Genomic DNA, 22,290 nt, shown 5'->3' on the forward strand with positions numbered 1-22,290 from the left:
AGAGTAGGACACTGCCAGGCACCCAATTAAACGGTGATGTGAAGAATCACGTCACTGGCTGCGAGGATGACACCTCAAAGAAGCGGCAAATGATTTAGCGCAAGCTAACCGAATGCGGAGCGGTAGTTCAGTCGGTTAGAATACCGGCCTGTCACGCCGGGGGTCGCGGGTTCGAGTCCCGTCCGCTCCGCCACTAATTTGAAGGCCTTCCCGATTGGGAAGGCCTTTTTGCTATGGGCGGTTTTCGCCCCGTGGCCCACAGATTTGTACGCAAGAACCAACACAAAGCCCGGTTTCATAACCGGGCTTTTGTATTTTTAGCGCCTTAAACCACCAATATCTGGCTTTTCTCTGCCAAGTAAGAGTGCCAGATAGCCGATTATTCCCACCATTTTCTGGCTATATCCGAGCCCTATCAGTTTCATTCACTGCCATTTGAACGACTCTACAGATGGTCAAATCAGCCTTCTGCCGCCTGCTGACTACAGGGCAGCCCCATATTGACTACCTCCGCTTCCATCTGCACGTCGATCTTGAAGCCCAGCAGCTTGGCTAGGTTGGGAATACCGAGATTGCCGGATTAATCAGGTACCGTTCAAGCAAAGAGGCCTTCCCGTCGGGAAGGCCTCTTTGCTTTATCTATCAACTGATTACCATCACTCGGTCGATTTATCAGCGCTTCTCTTTGTTGCCAATGCTCAGGCCGAGCTTGATGGAGAGGGCTGCCAGTAACAGCAGCATCATGATCAGGGAAAAGAAGTTGCTGCCAAGCTCCGGGTATTGCACCTTGAGCAGCGCGGAGTGGCCGAAGACACCGATAAAGAAGCAAAGCAGGGTGCAGATGGGGGTGTTGCCCACCATGGGTTCATGGCGATAGTGCTGGAACAGCTGATAGGCCGCCAGCCAGAGGGCAATCAGCGGGAAGAAGGAGAAAGGCACGACCGAGTTGGTCAGCACGGCCAGAGAGGCATCGCCACAGATACCAATCAGCATGGCCATGGCGAGCGGTTTTTTCGGGATCATAAGCTGTTCAGTCATATCGTTCTCCATCCTGTGGTCATGGGTGAGGTTCACGGCGCTTCTGGTTTTGTACCTCGGCGCCCATGGCGATCATCCGCAGTTGGCGAATTGTTCGGTCGGAGAGTGCACGGCACTCTTCGCTGGTCATGTCGAGTGCATCGGCACCGGCACTGAAGACGATGGTGACCATGGCTTCTGCCTGGATGTAGGCATCTTCCCGTGGTGCTTCTGTGGTGGCTTCCAGATAATCGGTCAGCTCTGCGATAAAGTGCTGGATTTCGCGAGCCACCGCCTGACGAAAGGCGGCCGAGGTGCCGGAGCGTTCCCGCAGCAGCAGCCGGAAGATGTTGGGGTTGTTCTCGACGAACTCCATAAAGGTTTGCACCGAGGTGCTGATGACACTGCCACCACCGGCAATGCGCTGGCGTGCCTGGCGCATCAGTTGGCGCAGGGTAAGGCCTCCTTCGTCAACCAGGGTCAGGCCCAGTTCCTCCATATCGCGAAAGTGGCGATAGAAAGAGGTGGGCGCGATGCCCGCTTCGCGAGCGACTTCCCGCAGGCTGAGATTGGAGAAACTCCGATTGGCGCACAGTTGGCTGAATGCAGCATCGATCAATGTACGCCGGGTTTTTTCTTTTTGTTGAGCGCGAATACCCACGAAATCAGTCACCTTCAGCTTATTGAGGACAAATGATAACCCGAAGGCGCCTCAGGATCAGGTTTGTATCCTACTTTTTTACCATTGACCGTGAGGAAATCACCATAGAAAATGGCTAACAGCTGTTCGCTGAAAGGATGCAATGAGATGGCCAGACCCCCCATTATTTTCACCAATACCCTGCTGTTCTCCCTCTCCGGGATAGTGGCGTTGATTGTCGTGCCCTGGTACGGCGTGAGCCACGGTTACGATCTCTGGCAGTGGGCCAGTTTCCTGTTGTTGTTCTGCCTTAGTGGTCTCTCCATCACCGCAGGCTATCACCGGCTCTGGTCGCACAAGGCCTACAAGGCGCACCTCGCTTTGCAGTGGTTGTTTGCCATCGGCGGTGCGTTGGCGCTGCAGAATTCGGCCCTGCACTGGTCGGCCGATCACCGCCGTCACCATCGTCATGTGGATGACAACGATAAAGACCCCTACAGCGCGGGGCGCGGCTTCTGGTATTCCCACATCGGCTGGATGTTGCGGGAGCATCAAGGAGATCGCTATGGTGATTACAGCAATGTGCGTGACCTGCAAAACAACCCGGTGGTCGCGTTTCAGCACCGTCACTATCTGACGCTGGCACTGGCGGCCAATCTGGGGCTGCCGCTGCTGCTTGGCCTGTGGCACGGGGACTTGCTCGGCATGTTGCTGTTGGCGGGCGTGCTGAGGATGGTGATGACTCACCACACTACCTTCTTCATCAACTCGCTGGCCCACATCTGGGGCAGTCAGCCCTATACCGATCGCAATACCGCTCGCGATAACGGCATCCTGGCTTTTTTCACCTTTGGCGAGGGGTACCACAACTTTCACCACCTGTTCGAGAATGACTACCGCAACGGCATTCACTGGTGGCAGTTCGATCCGACCAAGTGGTTGATCCGGCTCGCCTCCTGGTGTGGTCTGGCGGGAGATCTCAGATCTTCGCCGGAGGAGCGTATCGAGCAGGCCCGGCTGCAGATGCAGCTGAAACGGGCACAAGCCAAGTTGCGCAAGCAGGAAGATCTAGAACTGTGGCAGGCGCTGCTGCAGGAGGAGTACGACAAGCTGAGCCAGCAGTTGCAACACTATTATGCCAGTCGCAAGCGGCTGCTGGAGCTGCGCAAGCGCAAGGCGCTGGCGCGCTATGACCGCCTCAAGCTGCAACTGGAGTACCGCGCACTGCGGGATGGCCTTATCGCAGGTAAACGCAACTGGAGTCGTCTGCTGGCAGGTATTGCATGATGCCGTCCGGTTATCACAGAGACTAAAAGAGAAGACCGCCTGCTGGCGGTCTTCTCTTTGGTATGCGTGTTTGAACGGACTAGTTGGCTTGGCTCTGCTGTTGCTGCAACTGATCCAGTGCCTGCTGCTCCTGCTGGCTAAGACCCAGTTGTTCACAGGCCTGCTCAAAGCTGATCCCCAGATGGCACATCATGATATCGATGGCGGGCAGATAGTTTTTCATAGCTTCTTCCATGGTGATCCTCCAGACCCGTCACTTATGCCCTGAACCACTCGGGGCGGCAATTAGACTTTAGGCTTAGTCTGTCCATTTGATAAGCACCCCTGCCACTGGGGGAGGGAATTTGTTACCCTGCACCATGATAAAAACGGTTGCCGTATGACTGCGAGCAACAGGTGAGGAGCAGGGCATGTTATTGAGTTTCTTGATCATCGCTTCAGGTTGGTGGCACATCCGTGCGGCCTACGGTTCAGACAGCCGCCAGTTCTATATCAGCAAGCCGCTGACCATGCTGCTTATCATCGCGTTGGCGTTCGGCTACCAGAGTTATGACCACGATGGTTCCCACGCCTGGATCCTGCTCGGCCTCTGCCTCTCGCTGGCGGGCGATGTGCTGCTGATGCTGCCAAGCGATCGCTTCATTCAGGGGTTGGCGGCATTTCTTGTCGCGCATCTCTGCTATATCGTTGGTTTTGCCCAAGGACCATTGCTGCTCAATCTGGTGGATGGTTTGCTGCTGTTGCTGATCGCCGGCATGGTCTTTGGCCTGCTGTGGGGCAAGCTGGGGGAGATGCGGATCCCGGTCTTCTGCTACATGCTGGTGATCATCGGCATGGCCTGGGTGGCTGCCGGGGCCTGGCACGCCTCTCTCACAGCCGGTTCGGCCGCCGCTCTGGTGGGGGCGCTGATGTTCCTCTTCTCCGACAGCATGCTGGCGCTCGATCGCTTCCGCCGCCCCTTTCCCCACGCCCGCGCCTGGGTGATGAGTAGCTACTTCGCGGCGCAATTCCTGATTGCAGGGTCGCTGGCGGGATAACGCCTTCTGGTTGAGTGCAGGTAACAGATAACGAAAAACGGGCCTTGGCCCGTTTTTCGTTTTATGCTCGGCGGTTTTTCACGCCTCTAGCGGTTCGGCATCCGCAGCCCGTGGGGCAGGGGATTTGAGCAACAGCATCAGGCCGCTGGCGATCAGCAGGAAGATCCCCATGATGTAGAACACCTGGTTGTAGGCCATGATGGCCGCCTCCCGGTTGATGGTATTGGCCAGCATGGCGTGGGCTTGCTGCTGAGCAATCTCGGGGCCTGAACCCTGCGCCATCATGCTCTGGGCCAGCTGCAGCAGATAGTTTTGCCCCTCGATACTGCTGGCGGCCAGAGTGCTGCCAATTTGCAGCACATGGGTGCGGGTATCGTTGTCGAGCATGGTCGCGATGATGGCGATACCGAACGCACCACCGAGGTTGCGCAGCACGTTGAGCAGGGTCGAGGAGGAGGGGATCTCGTCGTGGCTCAGGCTGGCGGTGGCGACCAGGGAGAGCGGCACCATGATGAAGGGCTGCCCCAGCGCCCGCACGATAAGCGACTGGATCAGCTGCGGCCCGGCGTAGTCGGCACTCATGTTGACGTTCATAAAGCAGCTGACGGCGAAGATCAGGAAGCCGAAACTCACCAGATAGCGCGGGTCTATCTTGTGGGTCAGTTTGGGCACCAGCGGCAGCACCAGCAGTTGCGGTAGTCCCATCCACATCAGGACTTCGCCGATTTCCAGCGCGTTGTAGTTGTGGATCTGGGTCATATAGAGCGGCAGCACATAGATAGATCCCATCAACGCCATGCCGAGGATCAGATAGGCGAAGCAGGCCAGCGCGAAGCGCGGGTTGTGCAGCAACCGCAGATTGACCAGCGGGTGACGGCGGATCAGCTGGCTGATGACGAAGAACACCAGCGCCACCGCCGAAATGACTGCCAGTCGCACGATGAAGCTTGAGCCGAACCAGTCTTCCCGGTTGCCCTCTTCCAGTACCACCTCCAGCAGGCCGAGGCCAAGCGCCATGGTGACAATCCCGATAAGGTCGACCCGCTTGATCACGGCCCAGTCCACCGGTTTTTTATCCAGCCCGTGGGCCAGCATGGCCATCACCAGCAATCCTGGCGGCACGTTGAGATAGAAGATGTAGTGCCACGACATCTGCTCGGTGAGCCAGCCACCGAGGGTTGGGCCGATGGCGGGGGCGAAGGTGGCGCAGAGGCCAAACAGCGCCATGCCGGTGGCCCGCTTCTGTAACGGCAACAGGGTGACGATGAGGGAAAAGGCCATCGGGATCAGCGCCCCGCCGGTGAAGCCCTGCAGCGCCCGGAAGACGATCATGCTGGTGAGGTTCCAGCTGAACGAGCAGAGCACGGAGGCGGCGATAAAGGCGCCAGTGGTCCAGAGCAGGTAACGGCGCACGCTCAGCCCCCGGCTCAACCAGCCGCTCAGGGGGATGGCGATCATCTCCGCCACCAGATAGGAGGTGGAGATCCAGGAGCTTTCGCTCAGGGTGGCCGACAGGGCCCCCTGAATATCCTTCAGGGAGGCATTGGTGATCTGGATATCGAGGATGGCCATAAAGGCGCCGATAAGGCCCCCCATGACCGCGATCCAGTTGCGACGTGGAATGGGCTCCATCAGTTGGCAGCCACCACGGGATCAGGAGTGCGGGTATCCACGATCACTTCGGTCGAGAGACCCGGCAGCAGCTTGCCTGCCAGCGGGCCCGGCTCGGGGATGCGGATCTTCACCGGTACCCGTTGCACGATTTTGGTGAAGTTGCCGGTGGCATTCTCCGGTGGCAGCAGGGCGAACTTGGCACCGGTCGCCGGGGCCAGGCTGTCGATAATCCCTTCGACCGGTTGATCCGGGTAGGCATCGAGTACCACTTCGACCTTCTGGCCCGGCTGCATATGGGCGAGCTGGGTCTCCTTGAAGTTGGCCTCGACCCACACCTGTTGCAGCGGCACCAAACTGGCGACCTGCATGCCGGACTGGACGTAGAGCCCTTCCCGCAGGCTGCGCTTGCCGATGATGCCATCGGCCGGTGCCCGCAGCTCGGTGTAGCCGAGCTCCAGCTTGGCCTGCTCCAGTTGTGCTTCGCTCAACGCCAGCTTGGCCAAGTTCTGTTTGCGCTCGGCATCCAGTACCAGCAGTCGCTCACGGGCCGCTTGCAGGGCGGCTTGGGCCTCCCGGGCTTGCGCCTGATTGACCTGCAGGCCGGCACGCACCTCGTCCAGACTGTCTTGCGAGCTGTAGTGGCGCTGGTTGAGCTGACTGATCCGGTTGACCTGCTGGCTGGCGCGCAGCTGTTCGGCCTTGGCGGAGGCGACCTTGGCCTCGGCCTGCTGAATCAGGCTCAGTTGTTGGGTGCGGGTGGCCGCCAAATTTTCGGCCGTCGCCTGATTGAGGCGCAGGTCGGCTTCGGCCTCCGCGACCCTGGTTTTGTATTCGCGATCATCGAGACGGGCTATCAGTTGGCCCGCTTTGACCGGCTGGTTGTCGGTGACCAGCACTTCGCGGATATAGCCGGGCAGCTTGGAGCTGATCCCGGTCACTTCACTTTGCAGATAGGCGTTGTCGGTGCTTTCAAAATAGCGGCCGTGAAGATACCAGTAACCGGCGAACAGCAGACCGAGCAGCGCCAATATCATGGCTGCCAGCAGGGGAATTTTTTTGTGTTGACTCATTTTTGTGATTCCTGAACTTAAGGGGCGCAGGCTAACACTGGTCAACTGTTTCGATTAGTATTGGTTCACGAGATATACAGTTTCACTGGTGCAACAATGGATCTCAATGCCGCGTTAATTCTGGTGCGTATCGTCGACAAGGGTTCGTTTACGGGGGCCGCCCGCGAGCTGGGGATGACCAAGGCGATGGTCAGCCGCCGCATCGCCGAACTGGAACAGCGGCTCGGAGTGCGTCTGCTCTATCGCTCCACTCGTCAGCTCACTTTGACCGAGGAAGGGGAGAAGTACTACCTGCACTGCAGCAAGGCGGTCGATGCCCTGACCGAAGCCGAGCTGATGCTGAGCGCCAGCCAGCAGGAGGTGACCGGCACCCTCAAACTGGCGGTACCCATCGAGACGGGGCAACTGGTGGTCGGGCGCTTGGTCGCCAAGTTTTTGCAGGCCTATCCCGCCCTGCAGGTGGAGCTGGAACTGACCAACCGGGTGGTGGACCCCATCAGCGAAGGGCTGGATGCGGTGGTGCGGATTGGCGACATGAGCGACTCCAATCTGGCGGCGCGCCGGCTCTGGAGCACCGGGAGGCTGCTCTGTGCCAGCCCGGACTATCTGGCCCGTAGTCCGGTCATCGAGCGGCCGGAGGATCTGGCCAACCACGAGCGGGTGACGGTAAGTAGCGGATTTCTCGCCTCTCACTGGTGCTTCGAGCTGGATGGAAGAGAGGTGCTGGTTGACCCCCCATCCCGTTTTCGGGTCAATAATATTACCTGTGCCCGGGAGGCAGCGAAGGCGGGGCTGGGGTTGGCTTCGTTACCCGCTATGCTCTGTCAGGATGAGCTGGCCAGCGGCGAGCTGGTGATCCTGCTGCCAGAGTGGCAGCAACCCAGGGTGCCGATTTATTTGTTGTTTCCGGAGCGGCAACTGATGCCGCGCAAGTTGCGGGCATTCATCGATTTCATGATTGAGAACGGCGCCGAGTTTGGCATCGACAAGCTGTTGTAAGGGGGGTCTATGGATAACTGGATCAATCTCTATCGCGCCTCACACACCCTGGAGGCACACGCGTTGAAAGGGGCGCTGGAGGCGGAAGGGGTGCTGGTGCGCCTCAATGGCGAGGGGCTGTCTGGCGCCCTTGGCGAACTGCCGGTCGACATGTTGCAGGTGACTCTGATGGTGCGGGCCGAGGATCGCAGCAAGGCAGGAAGGGTCATCGAGCGTTACCAGCAGCGCCAGGGTAACGGCTGGCTGTGCGGCCAGTGCGGGGAGGAGAACGGCGCCAACTTCGACGTCTGCTGGCGCTGTCACCACGATCCCCACGACAGCTGATCTCTCTTCCGCTAGCGCGGCGGGAACTCGATATCTTCCCCTGCGCTGGCATCGTGATAGGTCGCCAGATCCAGCTCGTTTTCGCTGCGGGCGATCAGCACCGACACCAGAATATCCCCCGATACGTTGACCGTGGTGCGCGCCATGTCGAGGATCCGGTCAATGCCTGCAATCAGTGCCACCCCTTCCAGCGGCAAGCCCACCGCCGTCAGGGTCAGGGTCAGCAGCATCAACCCGGTACCCGGGGTACCTGCCGTACCGATACTGGCCAGGGTGGCGATGCTGATGATGGTCAGATAATCGACCATGTGCAGATCCACACCGAATGCTTGAGCCACGAACAGCGCAGTCACTCCCTGATAGAGGGCTGTGCCATCCATGTTGATGGTGGCGCCGATGGGCAGCACCTTGGCTGTGATGGCGGGGGAGACTCCCAGCCGCTTCTCGGCGCAGGCCAGACTGATGGGCAGGGTGGAGTTGCTGGAGCTGCTGGTGAAGGCCACCGCCTGGGCATCAACGATGCTCTTGAAGTAGTGCAGCGGATTGAGCCGTGCCAGCAGGAGCAGCAGGGTGCTGTAGACCCCGAGCACGTGCAGCAGGCAGCCGAGGTAGACGGCGCCGATCACCTTGAGCAGCGGCAGCAGCAGATCGAGACCGTACTTGCCGGTCATCCAGGCCATCAGGGCGCAGACACCATAAGGGGCGAGCGCCATCACCATCTGGGTCAGCTTGAACATCCCCTCGGCCAGCGAGGTGAAGAAGAGGATGGCGGGGCGGCCACGGCGACCGCTGGCATTGAGGGCGACCGCCAGCGCCACCGCAAAGACAATTACTTGCAGAATCTTGCCATCCACCATCGCCTGTACCGGGTTACTCGGCACCAGATGGCTCAGCACGCTGGCCAGGGGGGGTGGTTCCGACATGCCGACCCGCTCATAGGGGCCCATGTCGGCACCCATGCCGGGTTCCAGCAGCCAGCCCATCATCAGGCCGATGCAGATGGCGATGGCGGTCGAGCAGAAGTAGAGACAGATCGCCTTGCTGCCGATGCGATCGAGGGCCTTGCCCTTGAGCAGCGAGGTGAGACCGGCGATGACCGAGCAGAAGATAAGGGGCACCATCAGCATCTGGATGGTGTTGACGAACAGGACGCCAAGGGGCTTGAGCAGCAGGGCTTGCTCTTCAAAGCCGACGCCCAGACCCACCCCTGTCAGCATGCCGATCAGGGTCTTGAGCCAGAGTGGTCGGCGGGTCCAGATCTGCCAGGGCTTGAGAGCCTCTCCATGGAACAGCATGACGCCAATATCCTTATACATTGTCTGCGATGGCCAAAAAGGGGCGCCAGTGTAGCGATCCCTGACGCGGGTTGCCACATTATCGACAAAGCGGTGGCGGTGACCACTCCCCTGACCAGGAAATGCGCAATTTATTGGCCTATATCAAGATCCCTCCGGGCGGGGAGATATTTAATTGGCATTAAATATGTTCATTATTGAGGTGAGAGATGTCGCAATCGGTTCATGGTCATGAGGTGATGGAAATGATGTTGGCGCAAGGGGGGCAATTTACCCGTGCCAGCCTGAAACAGGCGATGGCCGAGCGGTTCGGTGCCGAGGCCCGTTTTCATACCTGCAGCGCCAGCGAGATGGATGCGGAAGCGCTGATCGACTTTCTGGCCGCCCGTGGCAAATTCATCGACTCGGCCGAGGGTTTTCAGACCCGCGCCGACAAGATCTGCAACCACGGTTAATCCCGCTGCGAGCGCATCATGGCGCTCGCTCAATTCTTCGCCCTTTGCTATATTTCGCCCCCTCTCTTTTCCCTATTCAGGGCATAGCCCGGGCGTTGTATGGATACTTTCTCTGCCGCAGTCATGCTGTTTCTGATCATGGATCCGCTGGGCAACCTGCCGGTCTTCCTCTCTATCCTGCGTCATATCGATCCCAAGCGACGCCGCAAGGTGATGGTGCGCGAGCTGCTCTTCTCGCTGGCCATCATGATGCTGTTCCTGTTCGTCGGTCAGCAGATCCTCGGTTTCCTCAACCTGCGGCAGGAGGCGGTCAGCATTGCTGGAGGCATTATCCTGTTCCTGATCGCCATCAAGATGATCTTCCCGAGTGAGGGGGGAGTGACCGGGCTGGCGGCGGGCGAGGAGCCCTTCCTGGTGCCGATGGCGATCCCGATGATCGCCGGCCCGTCGATCCTCGCCTCCTTGATGCTGCTGGCCAATCAGGAGCCGACCCGGATGGTGGACTGGTCGCTGGCACTCTTTCTGGCCTGGGCTGCCAGTGCGGTGATCCTGATGTTCTACGAGGTATTCAACAAGCTGCTGGGTGAGCGGGGACTCACTGCGGTGGAACGGCTGATGGGCATGCTGCTGGTGATGATCTCGGTCCAGATGTTGCTGGACGGGGTACATCACTATCTGGCGGTGACCGGTCAGGGCTGAGCGGTTTACATCTTGAAGTGAATGAAACGGGGCTACGCAGAGCCCCGTTTTTTGTGCCGCCGAGAAGGGGGGCGGTCACCCGTGAGTGGTCGCAGCAGGTTCCAGTTTGCTCATGATGAGGGAGAGCAGCAATTCCCGCAGCCAGCGGTGGCCCGGGTCCTCGCTGTGACGCTGATGCCAGATGAGCAGATGGGAGATGCTGTCCAACCCGATGGGCAGCGGCAGCTGTAACAGCGGATAGACCTGGGTGGCGTGGCGGGCGTAGAGCCGGGATAGCGTCACTATCATGTCGGAGTGCATCCCCATCCGCAGCGCCGCCTCGAAGGAGGGCACGGTTGCCTCGATACGTCGGTAGAGATCCTGCTCTGCCAGCTTGTGATCCAGCATCCAGCGGTCCCGCCCCTCGCAGTAAGTCTGCACATGGGGATAGCTGAGGTAGTGCTCCAGATTCCAGTTGGGCTCCCGCAGCGCGGGGTGGTGCTGCTGCACCAGACAGGTGAGATCATCGACCGCCAGCACTCGCTGACAGATGCTGTCGGGCAGGGTATCGAGCCGATAATCGGAGCTGATGCAGTTCTCTCGCACCGCGAAGGCGATGTCCACCTGTCCCTGACTCATCTCGGTCAGGCTGTTCTCGGTCCACTCCTCGTAGCGCAAGCGGATCCGTGGTGCCTGCCGCTTCAGCTCGCTCAGGTAGAGCGGGGCAAACAGGGTGAAGGCGCTGTCCATGCTGGCGATGACGAACTCTCGCTCCGAGTTGGCGGGGTCGAACTCGGGCGGCTGGATCAGGTTGTCCAGCGACAGCAGGATGGGTTGCAACTGTTGTTGCAGCGCAAGGGCGCGGCCGGTGGGTTCCAGCCCGTAGGCAGAGCGGATGAAGAGGGGATCATTGAAGGTATCGCGCAGACGGCCGAGGGCTTTACTGACCGCGGACTGGCTCAGATGAAGGCGGCGTGCCGCCTTGCTGCCGTTGCGCTCTTCCAGCAGTACCTGCAGGATAATCAGCAAATTGAGGTCGATGCGACCCAGTTGTTCCAGCAGCATGATATGAATCCTCTTCAATTCTAAGATGAATTTATACCATTTGTTTTCATATCTTGGCGATCTTATCCTCGAATGGTCTCAGGTTCGCATGAACCACTGGTACAGGATGTAGCGGTTGAGGGGACATGTAGCACAATCAATATGGCGACCTCAGGGTCGCCCTATTTTTTGGCTATGATTTATTTGCTCACTTGCACCTGCCTTGATTTTGCCCAACAATCCCTGCGCTCTATTTTGATACAAGTAACAGATATCTCTTTGTGAGGGAGTATCCCTATGGGACTCGGTGGAATTCATATCTGGCATATGCTGATCCTCTTGCTGGTCGTTGTGCTGGTCTTCGGCAGCAAGCGTCTTGCCAGTGCAGGTGAGGATCTGGGTACCGCCATCAAAGATTTTCGCAAGGCGATGCGTGACGACGCAAATCATCCGAAATAAGCAGTAGGAGTAGAAAATGTCTGTAGACGAGAAAGTTGAACTGAACGAAACCTGTGACAGCTGTGGCTGTTTTGCCGAGATCGGCACCATCATCGGCGAAGGCGACGATGTGATGGATCTGGTGATTGAAGCCGCTGCCGAGGCGGATGCCCGCGCCAAGTTGGCTGCCTATGAAGCACTGGCCAAACAGGTCACTGCCGAAGCTCAAGTGAGCAGCGCACTGACCCAGGGCGCCAACGGCGTGATCCTGAAAGCCCGCCTGCAATTCACCTGCACCGCCGAAAAACTGATTTTCGAAATGCGGGCCCGCTCTATCTGAGTTGTCTGATAACGCGGCAGGTTTGCCTGCCGTGTTGACCCTTCTGCTGTGGGTCGGCGTTCTATAGTTATTCTATCCCACAGACGTTTTTGCCCGACGCGAGTCGGCCAACAGAAGGCGCAAACATCATGACGCAGCGATGGATCTCTGCCCCCAATCCCACCCTCTATCGTGATCCGTGCTGCCAACAGGCAGCAGGTGTGACGTCAGCACAGGGGCAGCCATCGTGATGCGACGCTGGATCTGGGCTCTGCTGGCCCTCTGCTGTTTTCCCCTGCTCGCGGCTGAACTCAAGCCACAGCGTCTGCCCCAACCCGGGGACCTCGAAAGCATTCTGCAAAAGCGCGAACTCAGGGCACTGGTGGTCTATGAGCGCGGCTTCTACTTTCTCGATCTCGGCGCCCAGTACGGCATTCTGGTCAATCAGCTGCAAGGGTTCGAACGCTGGCTGAACAAGACCTATCTCGCCAAAGAGAAGGTCAAACTCAAGGTGGTCTACATCCCGGTGCGGCAGGACAAGCTGCTGGACTATCTGACCGAGGGGCGTGGCGATCTGGTGGCGGCGACCATGACGGTGACCCCGACCCGGCGTGAACAGGTGGCCTTCTCCCGGCCGCTCATTTCATCCATCGAGGAGTGGGTGGTGAGCCAGCAGAGCCTGCCTGCCTTCAGCCGCATTACCCAGCTCTCCGGCAGACGGGTCTGGGTGCGCGCCAGCTCCAGCTACTACGAGAGTTTGCGCCAGCTCAACTGGCTGTTTCGCGAGCTGGGGTTGCCCCCCGTCTATATCGAGACGGTGCCCGAATACCTGCAGGATGGCGATCTGCTGGAGATGGTGGCCGCTGGCATTATTCCCCTGACGGTGACCGACAGCTACAAGGGGCGGATCTGGCTGGGTGGCATGATCTCCGGCCTCAAGGCTCACAAGTTGATCCCCCTGCGCAGCAATGGCACCAGCGCCTGGGCGCTGCGCAAGAACAGCCCCGAGCTGCTCAAGGCGGTCAATGGCTATCTGGCGAGTGTCAGCCGCAACAGCCTTTACAGTGACATGACCCTGCGCCGGTTGCTGGTTCGCAGCGATCAGATGAGCAATATCCTGGCGCCGGATCCCATGGGGCGCCTCGCGACCATTCGCAAAGTGCTGGAGAAGTACGCCAATAAATACGATCTCGACTGGCTGATGCTGGCGGCGCTTGGCTACAAGGAGTCCGGCCTCAATCCCAAGGCGCGCTCGCCCAAGGGGGCCGTGGGCCTCATGCAGCTGCTGCCCAGTACGGGGCGGGAAGTCGGCATCAACGGCGCCAGACTCACCACGCTGGAGGGAAATGTGGAGGCCGCCTGCCGCTACATGCGGTTGATCCTCGATACCTACTTCAATGATCCCAAGCTGGATCGGCTCAACCGCCACCTGTTTGCCCTCGCCGCCTACAACGCCGGGCCGAACCGGGTGCAGGCGCTGCGAGGCAAGGCGGAGAAACTGGGGCTCGATCCCAACGTCTGGTTCGGCAACGTGGATCAGCTGGTGGCCAACGAAGTCGGACAGGGGCCGATCAACTATGTCGGCACCATCTACAAGTACTACGTGGCCTATCGTTTCAGCCTGCCCCAGATCGAGGGCAAGGCTGCCGCTATCGAAGCGGCTCAGCCCTGAGCCGGTTGACCGGCAGGGTCGCCTGTACGGTCGGCAATTGCCAGCCACCGTCCCTGTGTTGCAAAAACCAGTGGGCGGGGCCGGTGGCCGGGATGAGATCTGGCTGGCTGAGCTGGCCCAGATAGCGCAACATCGGGGTATCATGCAGTTCCATCAGCAACTCCTTTTGAGTATGTGAGAGGCTCGCCAGCGTTATGACACCCGGCCATGACAGCAGGATGACACCATGATCCCCGGATCCTTTGCCCTGATCGATGATCCCCTGCTGGCGCTCAAGGTGCGCTGCCACTGGATCCGCTATGCCCGCGAGCGGATCCAGGCGCAGTACTACAGTTGGGAGGAGGACAGCAGCGGCAAGCTGCTGCTGAGCGAGCTGCTTCACGCCGCTCGGCGCGGCGTCAAGGTACAACTGCTGGTGGATGATCTCTATGCCGGTGACAACCGCTTTCTGGAGATGGTGGCTCACTACCCCGGGATCGAGGTGCGGCTGTTCAACCCTTTCTGGCTGCGGGGCTGGCGCCCGCTGGCACTGCTGCTGGAGGGGCTGCTCAGCTTTCGCCGCATCAACCACCGGATGCACAACAAGCTGCTGCTGGTGGATGGCAAGCTGGCGCTGATCGGCGGGCGCAACATCGGCGATCGCTACTTCGGTCTGGATCCGCAGGCTCCCTTCGTGGATCTCGATCTCGCCTGTCAGGGGGGGCTGTGCCAGCAGATGGCGCAGGGGTTCGAGCAGTTCTGGCACAGCCGCTGGAGTCACCCCATCCGCCATCTGCTGCGCCGCGAGCTGCTGCCCGCTGAAATAGCTGTGGTCAACGACTTCCTGTTCACCATGACGGATCCGGCGGTAGCGACGGTCTACGATCTACCCGCAGCGCTGTTTGACGAGCGCGATTTGCCGCTGCAGTGGCATGAGGGGCGGGCCGAGGTGTGGTTCGACCGTCCCGGCAAGGGGCTGATCTCCCGCCCCACGACTGCCCGTCAGCTCTGGCGCCAGCTGGCTGACCATCCCGGCTCGCTGGGGTTGGTGACCCCTTACCTCATCCTTACTCGCGGGTTTCGGCACCGTCTGGCGCGGCTGCGCCAGCAGGGGGTCGCCATCGACATTCTCACCAACTCGCTGGCCAGCACCGATGTGCCGCTGGTCTATGGCGCCTACCAACGCTATCTCGGCTGGTTGCTGCGGCGCGGGATCCGGGTCGCCGAGTTTGACCATGGCCACGGCAGCCTGCACGCCAAGCTGATCCTGCTGGGGGAGGATCGAGCGCTTTTTGGCAGCCTCAACCTCGATCCCCGCTCGCTGTTTCTCAATACCGAACTGATGCTGCATTTGCATTGCCCACCGATCTGCGAGGCGCTGCGAACGTGGCTGGCTCGCTGGCAGGAGCAGGCGGGTGGATTGCCGCGCAAACCCGAGGGGTGGTCAAGGCGACTGATAGCCCGCCTGAGCGACTGGTTGCCACTGCGCCGTTGGCTGTGAGGCGGCCATTTTTTGTGCGAGATCTCGCAAAGCCTTGTAAGCCATTGCTGATGCCCTTTGCGGGCGAATAACCATGCATGAATCTATCTTGCTGTTTTATAACAATTTAGCGGTGATGATAAGGCTGTTTTTTGTACTCTGATGTGAATGGAATTAGCATAAAAACGTTTTTTATTTTGTTTTTATGCGTAATATTTCAGTTGCAAGGACAAACACGGCGGCTTGTCTGCCGTGTGGACGAAGGTTGTAACGGGTAGCTGGCCAGTTGCATCGCTGCAATTGGCGCTCACGTCAGATGGGTCGCGAACTATCGAAAAGTGAAACAGAGACCCGGCGTGGCCGGACTCCAATATGGAACATGCTATTTGCGAGGGGGTGACATGGACATGTCACCCCACTTTTTTGGCCGCTCGCCACCGTTTACCCTTTCCATGACTGTCGCTCATCGCAAGAGCCGCAGAGGGCAAGGCAATAACAAGGCAATAAAAAGAGGGCCGCAATAGCGGCCCTCGGTCTCATCTGCCCGGTGGATTAACCGGCCTTGACGCTGCGGCGACGCTGCAGCCAGACGATCACCCCGAACAGCAGGAAGCCCGGGATCCACATCCACTCCTTGGTCCAGCGCTCGGTCGGCGCCTTGACGGTGAGGATCTCCTGATCGAACTCCAGTCCCATGGTGGCGGCCGGGCTGCCAAAGGCGACGTTGTCGATCAGCGTCTTGCCATCCTGCTCATAGAGGCTCAGCCCCAGATTGGCCAGCCGCTCCTCGCCATTTGCCCCATCCGGTACGGCGACCAGCAGGGTGAACTTGCGTGGCTTGCCCACGGCATCTTCACCGAGGATCCGCAGCCGCAGGGTGCTCTCCGCCTCCACTTCACCCATGGTTTGGGCCAGCTGGGCAGGCGGGGTCTCGCGATAGGGGTCGTGCACCATGTCCATCCAGAAACCCGGGCGGAACAGGGTAAAGGCGACCAGCAACAGCAGCACGCTCTCGTACCAGCGGCTCTTCACCAGGAACCAGCCCTGGGTGGCGGCTGCGAAGATCAGCATGGCGATGGTCGCCACGATGAAGATCAGCACCCCGTGGGCGAAGTCCACGTCGATCAGCAGCAGATCGGTGTTGAAGATAAACAGGAACGGCAGCGCTGCGGTACGCAAGCTGTAGTAAAACGCCGTGATCCCGGTCTTGATGGGATCGCCCTTGGAGACAGCCGCTGCCGCGAAGGAGGCCAGCCCCACCGGCGGCGTCACATCCGCCATGATGCCGAAGTAGAAGACGAACAGGTGCACCGCGATAAGCGGCACGATCAGCCCGTTTTGCTGCCCCAGCGTCACTACCACCGGTGCCAGCAGGCTGGAGACCACGATGTAGTTGGCTGTGGTCGGCAGCCCCATGCCGAGGATCAGGCTCAGCAGGGCGGTGAGCAGCAGCATCAGTAGCAGGTTGCCCATGGAGAGGAACTCCACCAGATCCGCCAGCACCAGACCGACCCCGGTCTGGGAGACAGCACCCACGATAATCCCCGCGGTGGCGGTGGCAATGCCGATACCGATCATGTTGCGGGCGCCTGCGACCAGCCCTTCCCGCAGATCCACCACGCCGTCAGCGACGGTGCCGTAGTCGTGCTTGCCGTCCTTGCGCAGCCAGTTGAGCAGCGGGCGCTGGGTCAGCAGGATGATCACCAGCATCACGGTACCCCAGAAGGCCGACAGCCCCGGCGAGAGGCGTTCCACCATCAGGCACCATACCAGTACTACCACCGGCAGCAGGAAGTGCAGGCCGGAGAGCAGCACGGCGCGGGTGTTGGGCAACTCGGTGAGCGGCTTGTCGGGATCTTCGGCAGGCAGTGGTTCATTGCTGGCGGCGATCTTCAACAGGGCCACATAGGTGGCAGCCAGCAGTACCGAGATCCCCGGCAGAGCGTAGTCACCCAGTGCAGGTTTGAGCCAGCCGAGGCCATAGTAGACCGCCAGTGACAGGCCGCTGATGAGGGCCGCGCCAAAGGCAAAACCGGTCAGGCGACGCAGCCAGGGTTTGGGTTGATGGTTGCCGATGGGCTGCATGCCCAGTTTCAACGCCTCCAGATGGACGATGTAGAGCAGCGCTATGTAGGAGATGGCGGCAGGCAGGAAGGCGTGCTTGATGATCTCCACATAGGGGATGCCCACGTATTCGACCATCAGGAAAGCCGCAGCCCCCATCACCGGCGGCATGATCTGGCCGTTGACCGAGGAGGCCACTTCAACCGCCCCCGCTTTCTCTGAACTGAAGCCCACCTTCTTCATCATCGGGATGGTGAAGGTGCCGGTGGTCACCACGTTGGCAATCGACGAGCCGGAAATCAGGCCGGTCAGGCCAGAGGCGACCACTGCTGCCTTGGCCGGGCCGCCGCGCAGGTGACCGAGCAGGCTGAAGGCGAGCTGGATAAAGTAGTGACCGGCACCGGCCCGCTCCAGCAGGGCGCCAAACAGCACGAACAGGAACACGAAGCTGGTGGAGACACCAAGGGCAATGCCGAACACCCCTTCGGTGGTGATCCACTGGTGGTTGGCCAGCGCGGTAAAGCCTACCCCGCGGTGTGCCAGCAGTCCCGGCATCCAGGGGCCCGCCAGGCTGTAGATCAGAAAGACGATGGCGATGACCGCCAGTGCCGGCCCCAGGGCGCGGCGCGCCGCTTCCAGCAGCAGCGGAATGCCGATGCAGGCGGTCACCAGATCGGCGGTGGTGAGGGTGCCGGGACGCAGCGCCAGTGCTTCATACATCACGAACAGGTAAGAGGCGGCGCCAGCAGCGATTAGGCCGAGGGCGATATCACCGAGGGGAACCCGATCCCGCGGCGAGGAGCGAAATGCCGGGAACACCAGAAAAGCGAGCAACAGGGCAAAGGTGAGGTGAATGGAGCGGGTTTCGGTGTCATTGAGTACGCCAAAACCCACCATGAAGGGGAGTGGCGAGGCGATCCAGAGCTGGAACAGCGACCAGGCCAGCGCCAGCGCTGTGATGAGCCAGCCCATGATGCCCAGCGGCAGGCGAGCGCCCACATCCTGGGCGATCAGTTCCTCGGTAGATAGTTGTTTATCTTGCATAGGGTTAACTTGTGCCAACGAGTACAACAAGAGCGACACCCGCCCCCGCAATCAGGCGGCAGACGGGTGTCGAAGAGAGTGACAAAGGCCCCGGGGCCTTCAATCAGAGCCAGCCGCGCTCTTTGTAGTAGCGGGCAGCCCCTTCATGCAGCGGTGCAGAGAGACCCACCTTGATCATGTCGGCCTCTTTCAGGTCGGCAAAGGCAGGGTGCAGGCGCTTGAAGCGATCCAGGTTGTCGAACACCGACTTGACCAGTTGATAGACCACTTCCGGATCGGTTTTGGCGCTGGTGGAGAGCACCGCTTTGCCACCGATGGAGGGGGTCGGCTTGTCGCTGCCCTTGTAGATGCCGCCCGGGATCTCGGCCTTGCTGTAGTAGCTCTTCTCGGCCAGCAGTTTGTCGATGTCGGCGCCGGTCACAGGTACCAGTACTGCATCTGTGGTGGTGGAGGCTTCCTGAATGGCGCCGTTCGGGTGACCGACGAAGTAGCTCATGGCATCGATGTTGTTGTCACCGAGGGCGGAGGCCTGTTCGGCCGGTTTCAGCTCGGAGACCAGACCGAAGTCACCTTTCTTCCAGCCTTTGACCGCCATGATCTCTTCCATGGTGTCACGCTGGCCGGAGCCCGGGTTGCCGATGTTGACGCGCTTGCCTTTCAGGTCGTCGAAGCTGGCGATCTTGGCATCGCGGCGAGCCAGGATGGTGAACACCTCGCTTTGCAGGGAGAAGACGGCGCGCATGTCGTCCATAGCCCCTTCGGCCTGGAACGGCGGCAGCCCCTTCATCGCCTTGAACTGGTGGTCGGATTGCATGATGCCGAAGTTGAATTCACCGCTGCGGATGCCGTTGACGTTGGCAACACCACCGCCACTGGCCGGGGCGTTGCACTTGATCTGGTGATCGGCGGCGCCGCGATTGAGGAAGCGGCAGATGGACTGGCCAGCGACATAGTAGACGCCGGTCTGACCGCCGGTGCCTATGGTCACGAAGCGCTCCTGCGCTTGTAGCGGACCACCGAATGAGACCCCGACCAGAGCCGCCGACAGGGCGCATGCCAAAGTTAATCCTTTCATTTTTTCTCCCTTTTCTTTGATTTTGTTTATCCGATCCCCGGATAAATTGATGGCAATCCCGTTCTGCGCCGGGCTTGCCCGCTCTTCTCGTTGCGCGAAAGCAGGGGAGTTGATCATCCCCCTTTCCGGCAGTCACCCTCATCCTGTGGTGAGGCTACCGACCTCCTGTCGGTCGAAGATAAATTGGCCCCTGAGGGGCCAAATAAAAAGTTGCAAGCACTCCGATTAAGCACATTCACCCAACATAAATCAAACGAAATGGCAAAATAGCGGAGTTAAATCTTGAGAAACATGACCTCGATCATTCATTTTCTTGCCGAAGATTAATTTGATATGGAGGGAAATGGAAGAGGGAAAAACTACGAGAGGATTCTTATGCGGCCCTTGAATGACAAGGGCCGGAGTCATGAGAGATCAGTTGGCCGGGGTGGCCAGATCCAGGAGAAAGGCGTATTCCAGCGCGATATCCTCGTAGGCTTTGAAGCGGCCCGACTTGCCGCCGTGGCCGGCGTCCATGTCGGTGTTCAGTAACAACTTGTTATCATCCGTTTTCAGATCGCGCAGCTTGGCGACCCACTTGGCGGGCTCCCAATACTGCACTTGCGAGTCGTGCAGCCCGGTGGTGACCAGCAGGTTGGGGTAGGCTTGCGCCTTCACCTGATCGTAGGGGCTGTAGCTCTTCATGTAGTCGTAGTAGCGCTTCTGGTTCGGGTTGCCCCACTCGTCATACTCCCCGGTGGTGAGGGGGATCGACTCGTCCAGCATGGTGGTGACCACATCGACGAACGGCACCTGCGCCACCACGCCGCGATAGAGTTCGGGCGCCTGATTGATGACTGCCCCCATCAGCAGGCCGCCGGCGCTGCCGCCCATGGCGTAGACCTGATCCCTGGCACCGTAGCCTTGCTCCACCAACGCCTTGGTGACATCGATGAAGTCATTGAAGGTGTTCTGCTTTTTCAGCAGTTTGCCATCTTCGTACCAGTGACGGCCCAGCTCTTCACCACCCCGGATATGGGCGATGGCGTAGACGAAGCCGCGATCGAGCAGGCTCAGGCGCGAGCTGCTGAAGTCGGGATCCATGCTGGCGCCGTAGGAGCCGTAGCCATAGACCAGCAACGGATTCTTGGGCGCATCGGCCTGCTCTTTCTTGAACTTGTCCTTGCGATAGACCAGCGACACCGGCACCGATACGCCGTCGCGGGCGGTCACCCAGAGCCGCTCGCTGGCGTACTGGTCGGCCTTGAAGCCTGCCACCGGCTGCTGCTTGAGCAGGGTGCGCTTGCCGCTCGCCATATCCAGCTCATAGGTGGAGGCGGGGGTAGTCATGGAGGAGTAGCCATAGCGCAGGGCGCTGGTATCCGGCTCCGGGTTGTAGGCGAGCCAAGTGACATAGGCGGGATCGTCGAAGGCGATCTCCTTCTCGTCACCGCTCTGCCAGTTGATCTGGCGCAGTCGGGTCAGCCCCTTGTTGCGCTCCTCCAGTACCAGCCAATCCTTGAACAGGGCGTAGCTCTCCAGCAGCACGTCCGGATTGGGGGCGATCACCGCCTTCCAGCGATCGACCGGGCTCTCCTTGGTCTCGTAGAGGCCGAAGTTCTTGCCATCCTTGTTGGAGCGCACATAGAAGCGGCCGCGGTAGTGATCCAGGCTGTATTCGTGATCCACCTGACGGGGCAGGAACAGGCGGGGGGCGTGCTCCGGCTGGTTGGCATCGATCAGCCGCGCTTCGCCGGTGGTGGTGCTGGAGAGGGCGATGACGATGAAATCTTCCGAGGTGGTGGCGTAGAGGCTGATGTAGAAGGAGTCATCCTTCTCTTCATAGACCAGCTTGTCCGTGGCCGGATCCGTCCCGAGCGTGTGGCGATAGACCTGATAGGGCAGTAGGGTCTGCGGGTGCTTGCGCACATAGAAGACGGTCTTGTTGTCGTTGGCCCACACCAGATTGCCGGAGGTATTTTCCAGTTTGTCGATGGCCCACTGGCCGCTCTCCAGGTCGAGGAACTGGATCTGGTACTGACGACGGGAGAGGAAATCTTCCGCCACCGCCAGCCAGCGGTTGTTGCGGCTCACTTCAAGGGCGCCGAGGGCATAGAACTCGTGCCCTTCAGCCCGCAGGTTGCTGTCGAGCAGCAGACTCGCCTGCTCTTCACCGAGCTTGGTGCGCGAATAGATCCCGTACTCCTTGCCCGGCTCATAGCGGGTCTGGTAGCGGTAGCCATTCTTCACATAGGGCACCGATTCATCCTGCTGGGGGATGCGGGCGACCATCTCTTTGTAAAGCTGTTCGCGCAGGGGTTGGGTCGGCTTGAGCATGGCCTCGGTATAGGCGTTCTCGGCCTTGAGATAGTCCAACACCTCGGGCTTTTGCCGCTCGTCGTCACGCAGCCAGTAGTAGTTGTCGATGCGGGTATCCCCGTGTTTTTTCAGGGTGCGGGGATGTTTGGCGGCCACGGGCGGCTGGATTGGATGTTCGCTTGTCAGCATGGCGGGCTCTTCATTGGCATAAGTGGGGGGGAGAACTGTCAGAAAGGCTAGCAGCAGAACTCCTCGGGAAAAGGTAAACATGTCGCATCCTTGGCGCTGGAAAGGGTTGGTAGACCTGAGCATCGGCTCCATGAATTGGCGTTAAATCTGCCCCTTGTTGCCGGTGGTTGCAAGCAATCCCTTGTTATTGCAGGAAATGTAATCAAAAAAAGCCGCTATCTCGCGATAGCGGCCCTCTTTCTGGCCATGAGCGGCAAGAGTCCGCTCAGGTG

At 59.8% G+C, this 22,290-nt stretch carries 21 protein-coding genes and 1 tRNA gene; 11 read left to right on the forward strand and 11 right to left on the reverse strand.

The window, feature by feature from the left end; translation table 11 throughout:
• Positions 1-116: 116 nt before the first annotated feature.
• Positions 117-193: transfer RNA gene (locus tag AACR14_RS00005), tRNA-Asp, on the forward strand.
• Between the two features lie 479 nt (positions 194-672).
• On the opposite strand, the gene AACR14_RS00010 is transcribed toward AACR14_RS00005, so the two are convergent.
• Complete coding sequence (locus AACR14_RS00010; RefSeq protein ID WP_019444675.1) at positions 673-1,038, reverse strand: YijD family membrane protein; 366 nt, start codon at positions 1,036-1,038, stop codon at positions 673-675.
• 19 nt (positions 1,039-1,057) lie between these two features.
• Complete coding sequence (gene fabR / locus AACR14_RS00015; RefSeq protein ID WP_005339921.1) at positions 1,058-1,678, reverse strand: HTH-type transcriptional repressor FabR; 621 nt, start codon at positions 1,676-1,678, stop codon at positions 1,058-1,060.
• Positions 1,679-1,825: 147 nt separating this feature from the next.
• Here fabR and AACR14_RS00020 point away from each other — a divergent pair, with 147 nt between their 5' ends.
• A complete protein-coding gene (locus AACR14_RS00020; RefSeq protein WP_019444676.1) occupies positions 1,826-2,944 on the forward strand; it encodes a fatty acid desaturase in 1,119 nt (372 codons plus the stop codon).
• A gap of 79 nt (positions 2,945-3,023) precedes the next feature.
• On the opposite strand, the gene AACR14_RS00025 is transcribed toward AACR14_RS00020, so the two are convergent.
• A complete protein-coding gene (locus AACR14_RS00025; protein ID WP_005348505.1) occupies positions 3,024-3,179 on the reverse strand; it encodes a hypothetical protein in 156 nt (51 codons plus the stop codon).
• 175 nt (positions 3,180-3,354) lie between these two features.
• Here AACR14_RS00025 and AACR14_RS00030 point away from each other — a divergent pair, with 175 nt between their 5' ends.
• The gene (locus AACR14_RS00030) at positions 3,355-3,981 is read left to right on the forward strand and encodes a lysoplasmalogenase (RefSeq protein WP_005348507.1); all 627 of its coding nucleotides are present in this window, start codon (positions 3,355-3,357) and stop codon (positions 3,979-3,981) included.
• Between the two features lie 78 nt (positions 3,982-4,059).
• On the opposite strand, the gene AACR14_RS00035 is transcribed toward AACR14_RS00030, so the two are convergent.
• On the reverse strand, positions 4,060-5,613 hold the full coding sequence (locus tag AACR14_RS00035; RefSeq protein ID WP_026034841.1) for a DHA2 family efflux MFS transporter permease subunit: 1,554 nt from the start codon (positions 5,611-5,613) through the stop codon (positions 4,060-4,062).
• Positions 5,613-6,665, reverse strand: a complete 1,053-nt coding sequence (locus tag AACR14_RS00040; RefSeq protein WP_005357630.1) for an HlyD family secretion protein — start codon at positions 6,663-6,665, stop codon at positions 5,613-5,615. The genes AACR14_RS00035 and AACR14_RS00040 overlap by 1 nt, the downstream gene beginning before the upstream one ends.
• Before the next feature lie 96 nt (positions 6,666-6,761).
• Here AACR14_RS00040 and AACR14_RS00045 point away from each other — a divergent pair, with 96 nt between their 5' ends.
• Complete coding sequence (locus AACR14_RS00045; protein ID WP_019444678.1) at positions 6,762-7,664, forward strand: LysR family transcriptional regulator; 903 nt, start codon at positions 6,762-6,764, stop codon at positions 7,662-7,664.
• Positions 7,665-7,673: 9 nt separating this feature from the next.
• The gene (locus AACR14_RS00050) at positions 7,674-7,988 is read left to right on the forward strand and encodes a putative signal transducing protein (RefSeq protein WP_005339933.1); all 315 of its coding nucleotides are present in this window, start codon (positions 7,674-7,676) and stop codon (positions 7,986-7,988) included.
• An 11-nt stretch (positions 7,989-7,999) separates the two neighbouring features.
• On the opposite strand, the gene AACR14_RS00055 is transcribed toward AACR14_RS00050, so the two are convergent.
• Complete coding sequence (locus AACR14_RS00055; RefSeq protein WP_019444679.1) at positions 8,000-9,283, reverse strand: dicarboxylate/amino acid:cation symporter; 1,284 nt, start codon at positions 9,281-9,283, stop codon at positions 8,000-8,002.
• Positions 9,284-9,492: 209 nt separating this feature from the next.
• Here AACR14_RS00055 and AACR14_RS00060 point away from each other — a divergent pair, with 209 nt between their 5' ends.
• Positions 9,493-9,738, forward strand: a complete 246-nt coding sequence (locus tag AACR14_RS00060; RefSeq protein ID WP_005357633.1) for a YecH family metal-binding protein — start codon at positions 9,493-9,495, stop codon at positions 9,736-9,738.
• Positions 9,739-9,837: 99 nt separating this feature from the next.
• The gene (locus AACR14_RS00065) at positions 9,838-10,437 is read left to right on the forward strand and encodes a YhgN family NAAT transporter (protein WP_013724175.1); all 600 of its coding nucleotides are present in this window, start codon (positions 9,838-9,840) and stop codon (positions 10,435-10,437) included.
• A gap of 75 nt (positions 10,438-10,512) precedes the next feature.
• Here AACR14_RS00065 and AACR14_RS00070 read toward each other — a convergent pair whose 3' ends face one another.
• A complete protein-coding gene (locus tag AACR14_RS00070; protein WP_019444680.1) occupies positions 10,513-11,481 on the reverse strand; it encodes a LysR family transcriptional regulator in 969 nt (322 codons plus the stop codon).
• Positions 11,482-11,757: 276 nt separating this feature from the next.
• On the opposite strand from AACR14_RS00070, the gene tatA reads away from it, so the two are divergent.
• The 3 genes from tatA to AACR14_RS00085 all read left to right on the forward strand — a co-directional run bounded on the left by tatA (position 11,758) and on the right by AACR14_RS00085 (position 13,889).
• Positions 11,758-11,919 (forward strand): twin-arginine translocase TatA/TatE family subunit, encoded by a 162-nt coding sequence (gene tatA, locus AACR14_RS00075; RefSeq protein WP_005339944.1) that lies wholly within the window; start codon positions 11,758-11,760, stop codon positions 11,917-11,919.
• 16 nt (positions 11,920-11,935) lie between these two features.
• Complete coding sequence (locus AACR14_RS00080; protein WP_019444681.1) at positions 11,936-12,238, forward strand: YfcZ/YiiS family protein; 303 nt, start codon at positions 11,936-11,938, stop codon at positions 12,236-12,238.
• Positions 12,239-12,467: 229 nt separating this feature from the next.
• Positions 12,468-13,889: a lytic transglycosylase F gene (locus AACR14_RS00085; RefSeq protein WP_019444682.1), complete on the forward strand. Its 1,422-nt coding sequence runs from the start codon at positions 12,468-12,470 to the stop codon at positions 13,887-13,889.
• On the opposite strand, the gene AACR14_RS00090 is transcribed toward AACR14_RS00085, so the two are convergent.
• Complete coding sequence (locus AACR14_RS00090; protein ID WP_005339947.1) at positions 13,867-14,043, reverse strand: hypothetical protein; 177 nt, start codon at positions 14,041-14,043, stop codon at positions 13,867-13,869. The two genes, AACR14_RS00085 and AACR14_RS00090, sit on opposite strands and share 23 nt — an antisense overlap.
• A 72-nt stretch (positions 14,044-14,115) precedes the next feature.
• On the opposite strand from AACR14_RS00090, the gene AACR14_RS00095 reads away from it, so the two are divergent.
• Positions 14,116-15,369, forward strand: coding sequence for a phospholipase D-like domain-containing protein (locus AACR14_RS00095; RefSeq protein WP_019444683.1), 1,254 nt, complete (start codon positions 14,116-14,118; stop codon positions 15,367-15,369).
• Between the two features lie 531 nt (positions 15,370-15,900).
• Here AACR14_RS00095 and AACR14_RS00100 read toward each other — a convergent pair.
• From AACR14_RS00100 to AACR14_RS00110, 3 genes are all read right to left on the reverse strand, one after another.
• A complete protein-coding gene (locus AACR14_RS00100; RefSeq protein ID WP_019444684.1) occupies positions 15,901-18,456 on the reverse strand; it encodes a TRAP transporter permease in 2,556 nt (851 codons plus the stop codon).
• Between the two features lie 103 nt (positions 18,457-18,559).
• Positions 18,560-19,531: a TAXI family TRAP transporter solute-binding subunit gene (locus AACR14_RS00105; protein ID WP_019444685.1), complete on the reverse strand. Its 972-nt coding sequence runs from the start codon at positions 19,529-19,531 to the stop codon at positions 18,560-18,562.
• Between the two features lie 414 nt (positions 19,532-19,945).
• Entirely contained in the window at positions 19,946-22,099 is a 2,154-nt protein-coding gene (locus tag AACR14_RS00110; RefSeq protein ID WP_019444686.1) for a S9 family peptidase, read from the reverse strand.
• Positions 22,100-22,290 lie beyond the last annotated feature (191 nt).

This window comes from Aeromonas sp. 159 (genome assembly GCF_963862045.1).
Taxonomy (GTDB): domain Bacteria; phylum Pseudomonadota; class Gammaproteobacteria; order Enterobacterales; family Aeromonadaceae; genus Aeromonas; species Aeromonas veronii.

What these genes read in the sequence shown, in the direction of transcription:
- AACR14_RS00065 (WP_013724175.1), top strand. Translation starts at nt 9,838, where the DNA reads ATGGATACTTTCTCTGCCGCAGTCATGCTGTTTCTGATCATGGATCCG.
- tatA (WP_005339944.1), top strand. Translation starts at nt 11,758, where the DNA reads ATGGGACTCGGTGGAATTCATATCTGGCATATGCTGATCCTCTTGCTG.
- AACR14_RS00070 (WP_019444680.1), bottom strand. Translation starts at nt 11,481, where the DNA reads ATGCTGCTGGAACAACTGGGTCGCATCGACCTCAATTTGCTGATTATC.
- AACR14_RS00090 (WP_005339947.1), bottom strand. Translation starts at nt 14,043, where the DNA reads ATGGAACTGCATGATACCCCGATGTTGCGCTATCTGGGCCAGCTCAGC.
- AACR14_RS00060 (WP_005357633.1), top strand. Translation starts at nt 9,493, where the DNA reads ATGTCGCAATCGGTTCATGGTCATGAGGTGATGGAAATGATGTTGGCG.
- AACR14_RS00030 (WP_005348507.1), top strand. Translation starts at nt 3,355, where the DNA reads ATGTTATTGAGTTTCTTGATCATCGCTTCAGGTTGGTGGCACATCCGT.
- AACR14_RS00025 (WP_005348505.1), bottom strand. Translation starts at nt 3,179, where the DNA reads ATGGAAGAAGCTATGAAAAACTATCTGCCCGCCATCGATATCATGATG.
- AACR14_RS00095 (WP_019444683.1), top strand. Translation starts at nt 14,116, where the DNA reads ATGATCCCCGGATCCTTTGCCCTGATCGATGATCCCCTGCTGGCGCTC.
- AACR14_RS00010 (WP_019444675.1), bottom strand. Translation starts at nt 1,038, where the DNA reads ATGACTGAACAGCTTATGATCCCGAAAAAACCGCTCGCCATGGCCATG.
- AACR14_RS00035 (WP_026034841.1), bottom strand. Translation starts at nt 5,613, where the DNA reads ATGGAGCCCATTCCACGTCGCAACTGGATCGCGGTCATGGGGGGCCTT.
- AACR14_RS00020 (WP_019444676.1), top strand. Translation starts at nt 1,826, where the DNA reads ATGGCCAGACCCCCCATTATTTTCACCAATACCCTGCTGTTCTCCCTC.
- AACR14_RS00080 (WP_019444681.1), top strand. Translation starts at nt 11,936, where the DNA reads ATGTCTGTAGACGAGAAAGTTGAACTGAACGAAACCTGTGACAGCTGT.
- AACR14_RS00085 (WP_019444682.1), top strand. Translation starts at nt 12,468, where the DNA reads ATGCGACGCTGGATCTGGGCTCTGCTGGCCCTCTGCTGTTTTCCCCTG.
- AACR14_RS00040 (WP_005357630.1), bottom strand. Translation starts at nt 6,665, where the DNA reads ATGAGTCAACACAAAAAAATTCCCCTGCTGGCAGCCATGATATTGGCG.
- AACR14_RS00055 (WP_019444679.1), bottom strand. Translation starts at nt 9,283, where the DNA reads ATGCTGTTCCATGGAGAGGCTCTCAAGCCCTGGCAGATCTGGACCCGC.
- AACR14_RS00105 (WP_019444685.1), bottom strand. Translation starts at nt 19,531, where the DNA reads ATGAAAGGATTAACTTTGGCATGCGCCCTGTCGGCGGCTCTGGTCGGG.
- AACR14_RS00110 (WP_019444686.1), bottom strand. Translation starts at nt 22,099, where the DNA reads ATGTTTACCTTTTCCCGAGGAGTTCTGCTGCTAGCCTTTCTGACAGTT.
- AACR14_RS00045 (WP_019444678.1), top strand. Translation starts at nt 6,762, where the DNA reads ATGGATCTCAATGCCGCGTTAATTCTGGTGCGTATCGTCGACAAGGGT.
- AACR14_RS00100 (WP_019444684.1), bottom strand. Translation starts at nt 18,456, where the DNA reads ATGCAAGATAAACAACTATCTACCGAGGAACTGATCGCCCAGGATGTG.
- AACR14_RS00050 (WP_005339933.1), top strand. Translation starts at nt 7,674, where the DNA reads ATGGATAACTGGATCAATCTCTATCGCGCCTCACACACCCTGGAGGCA.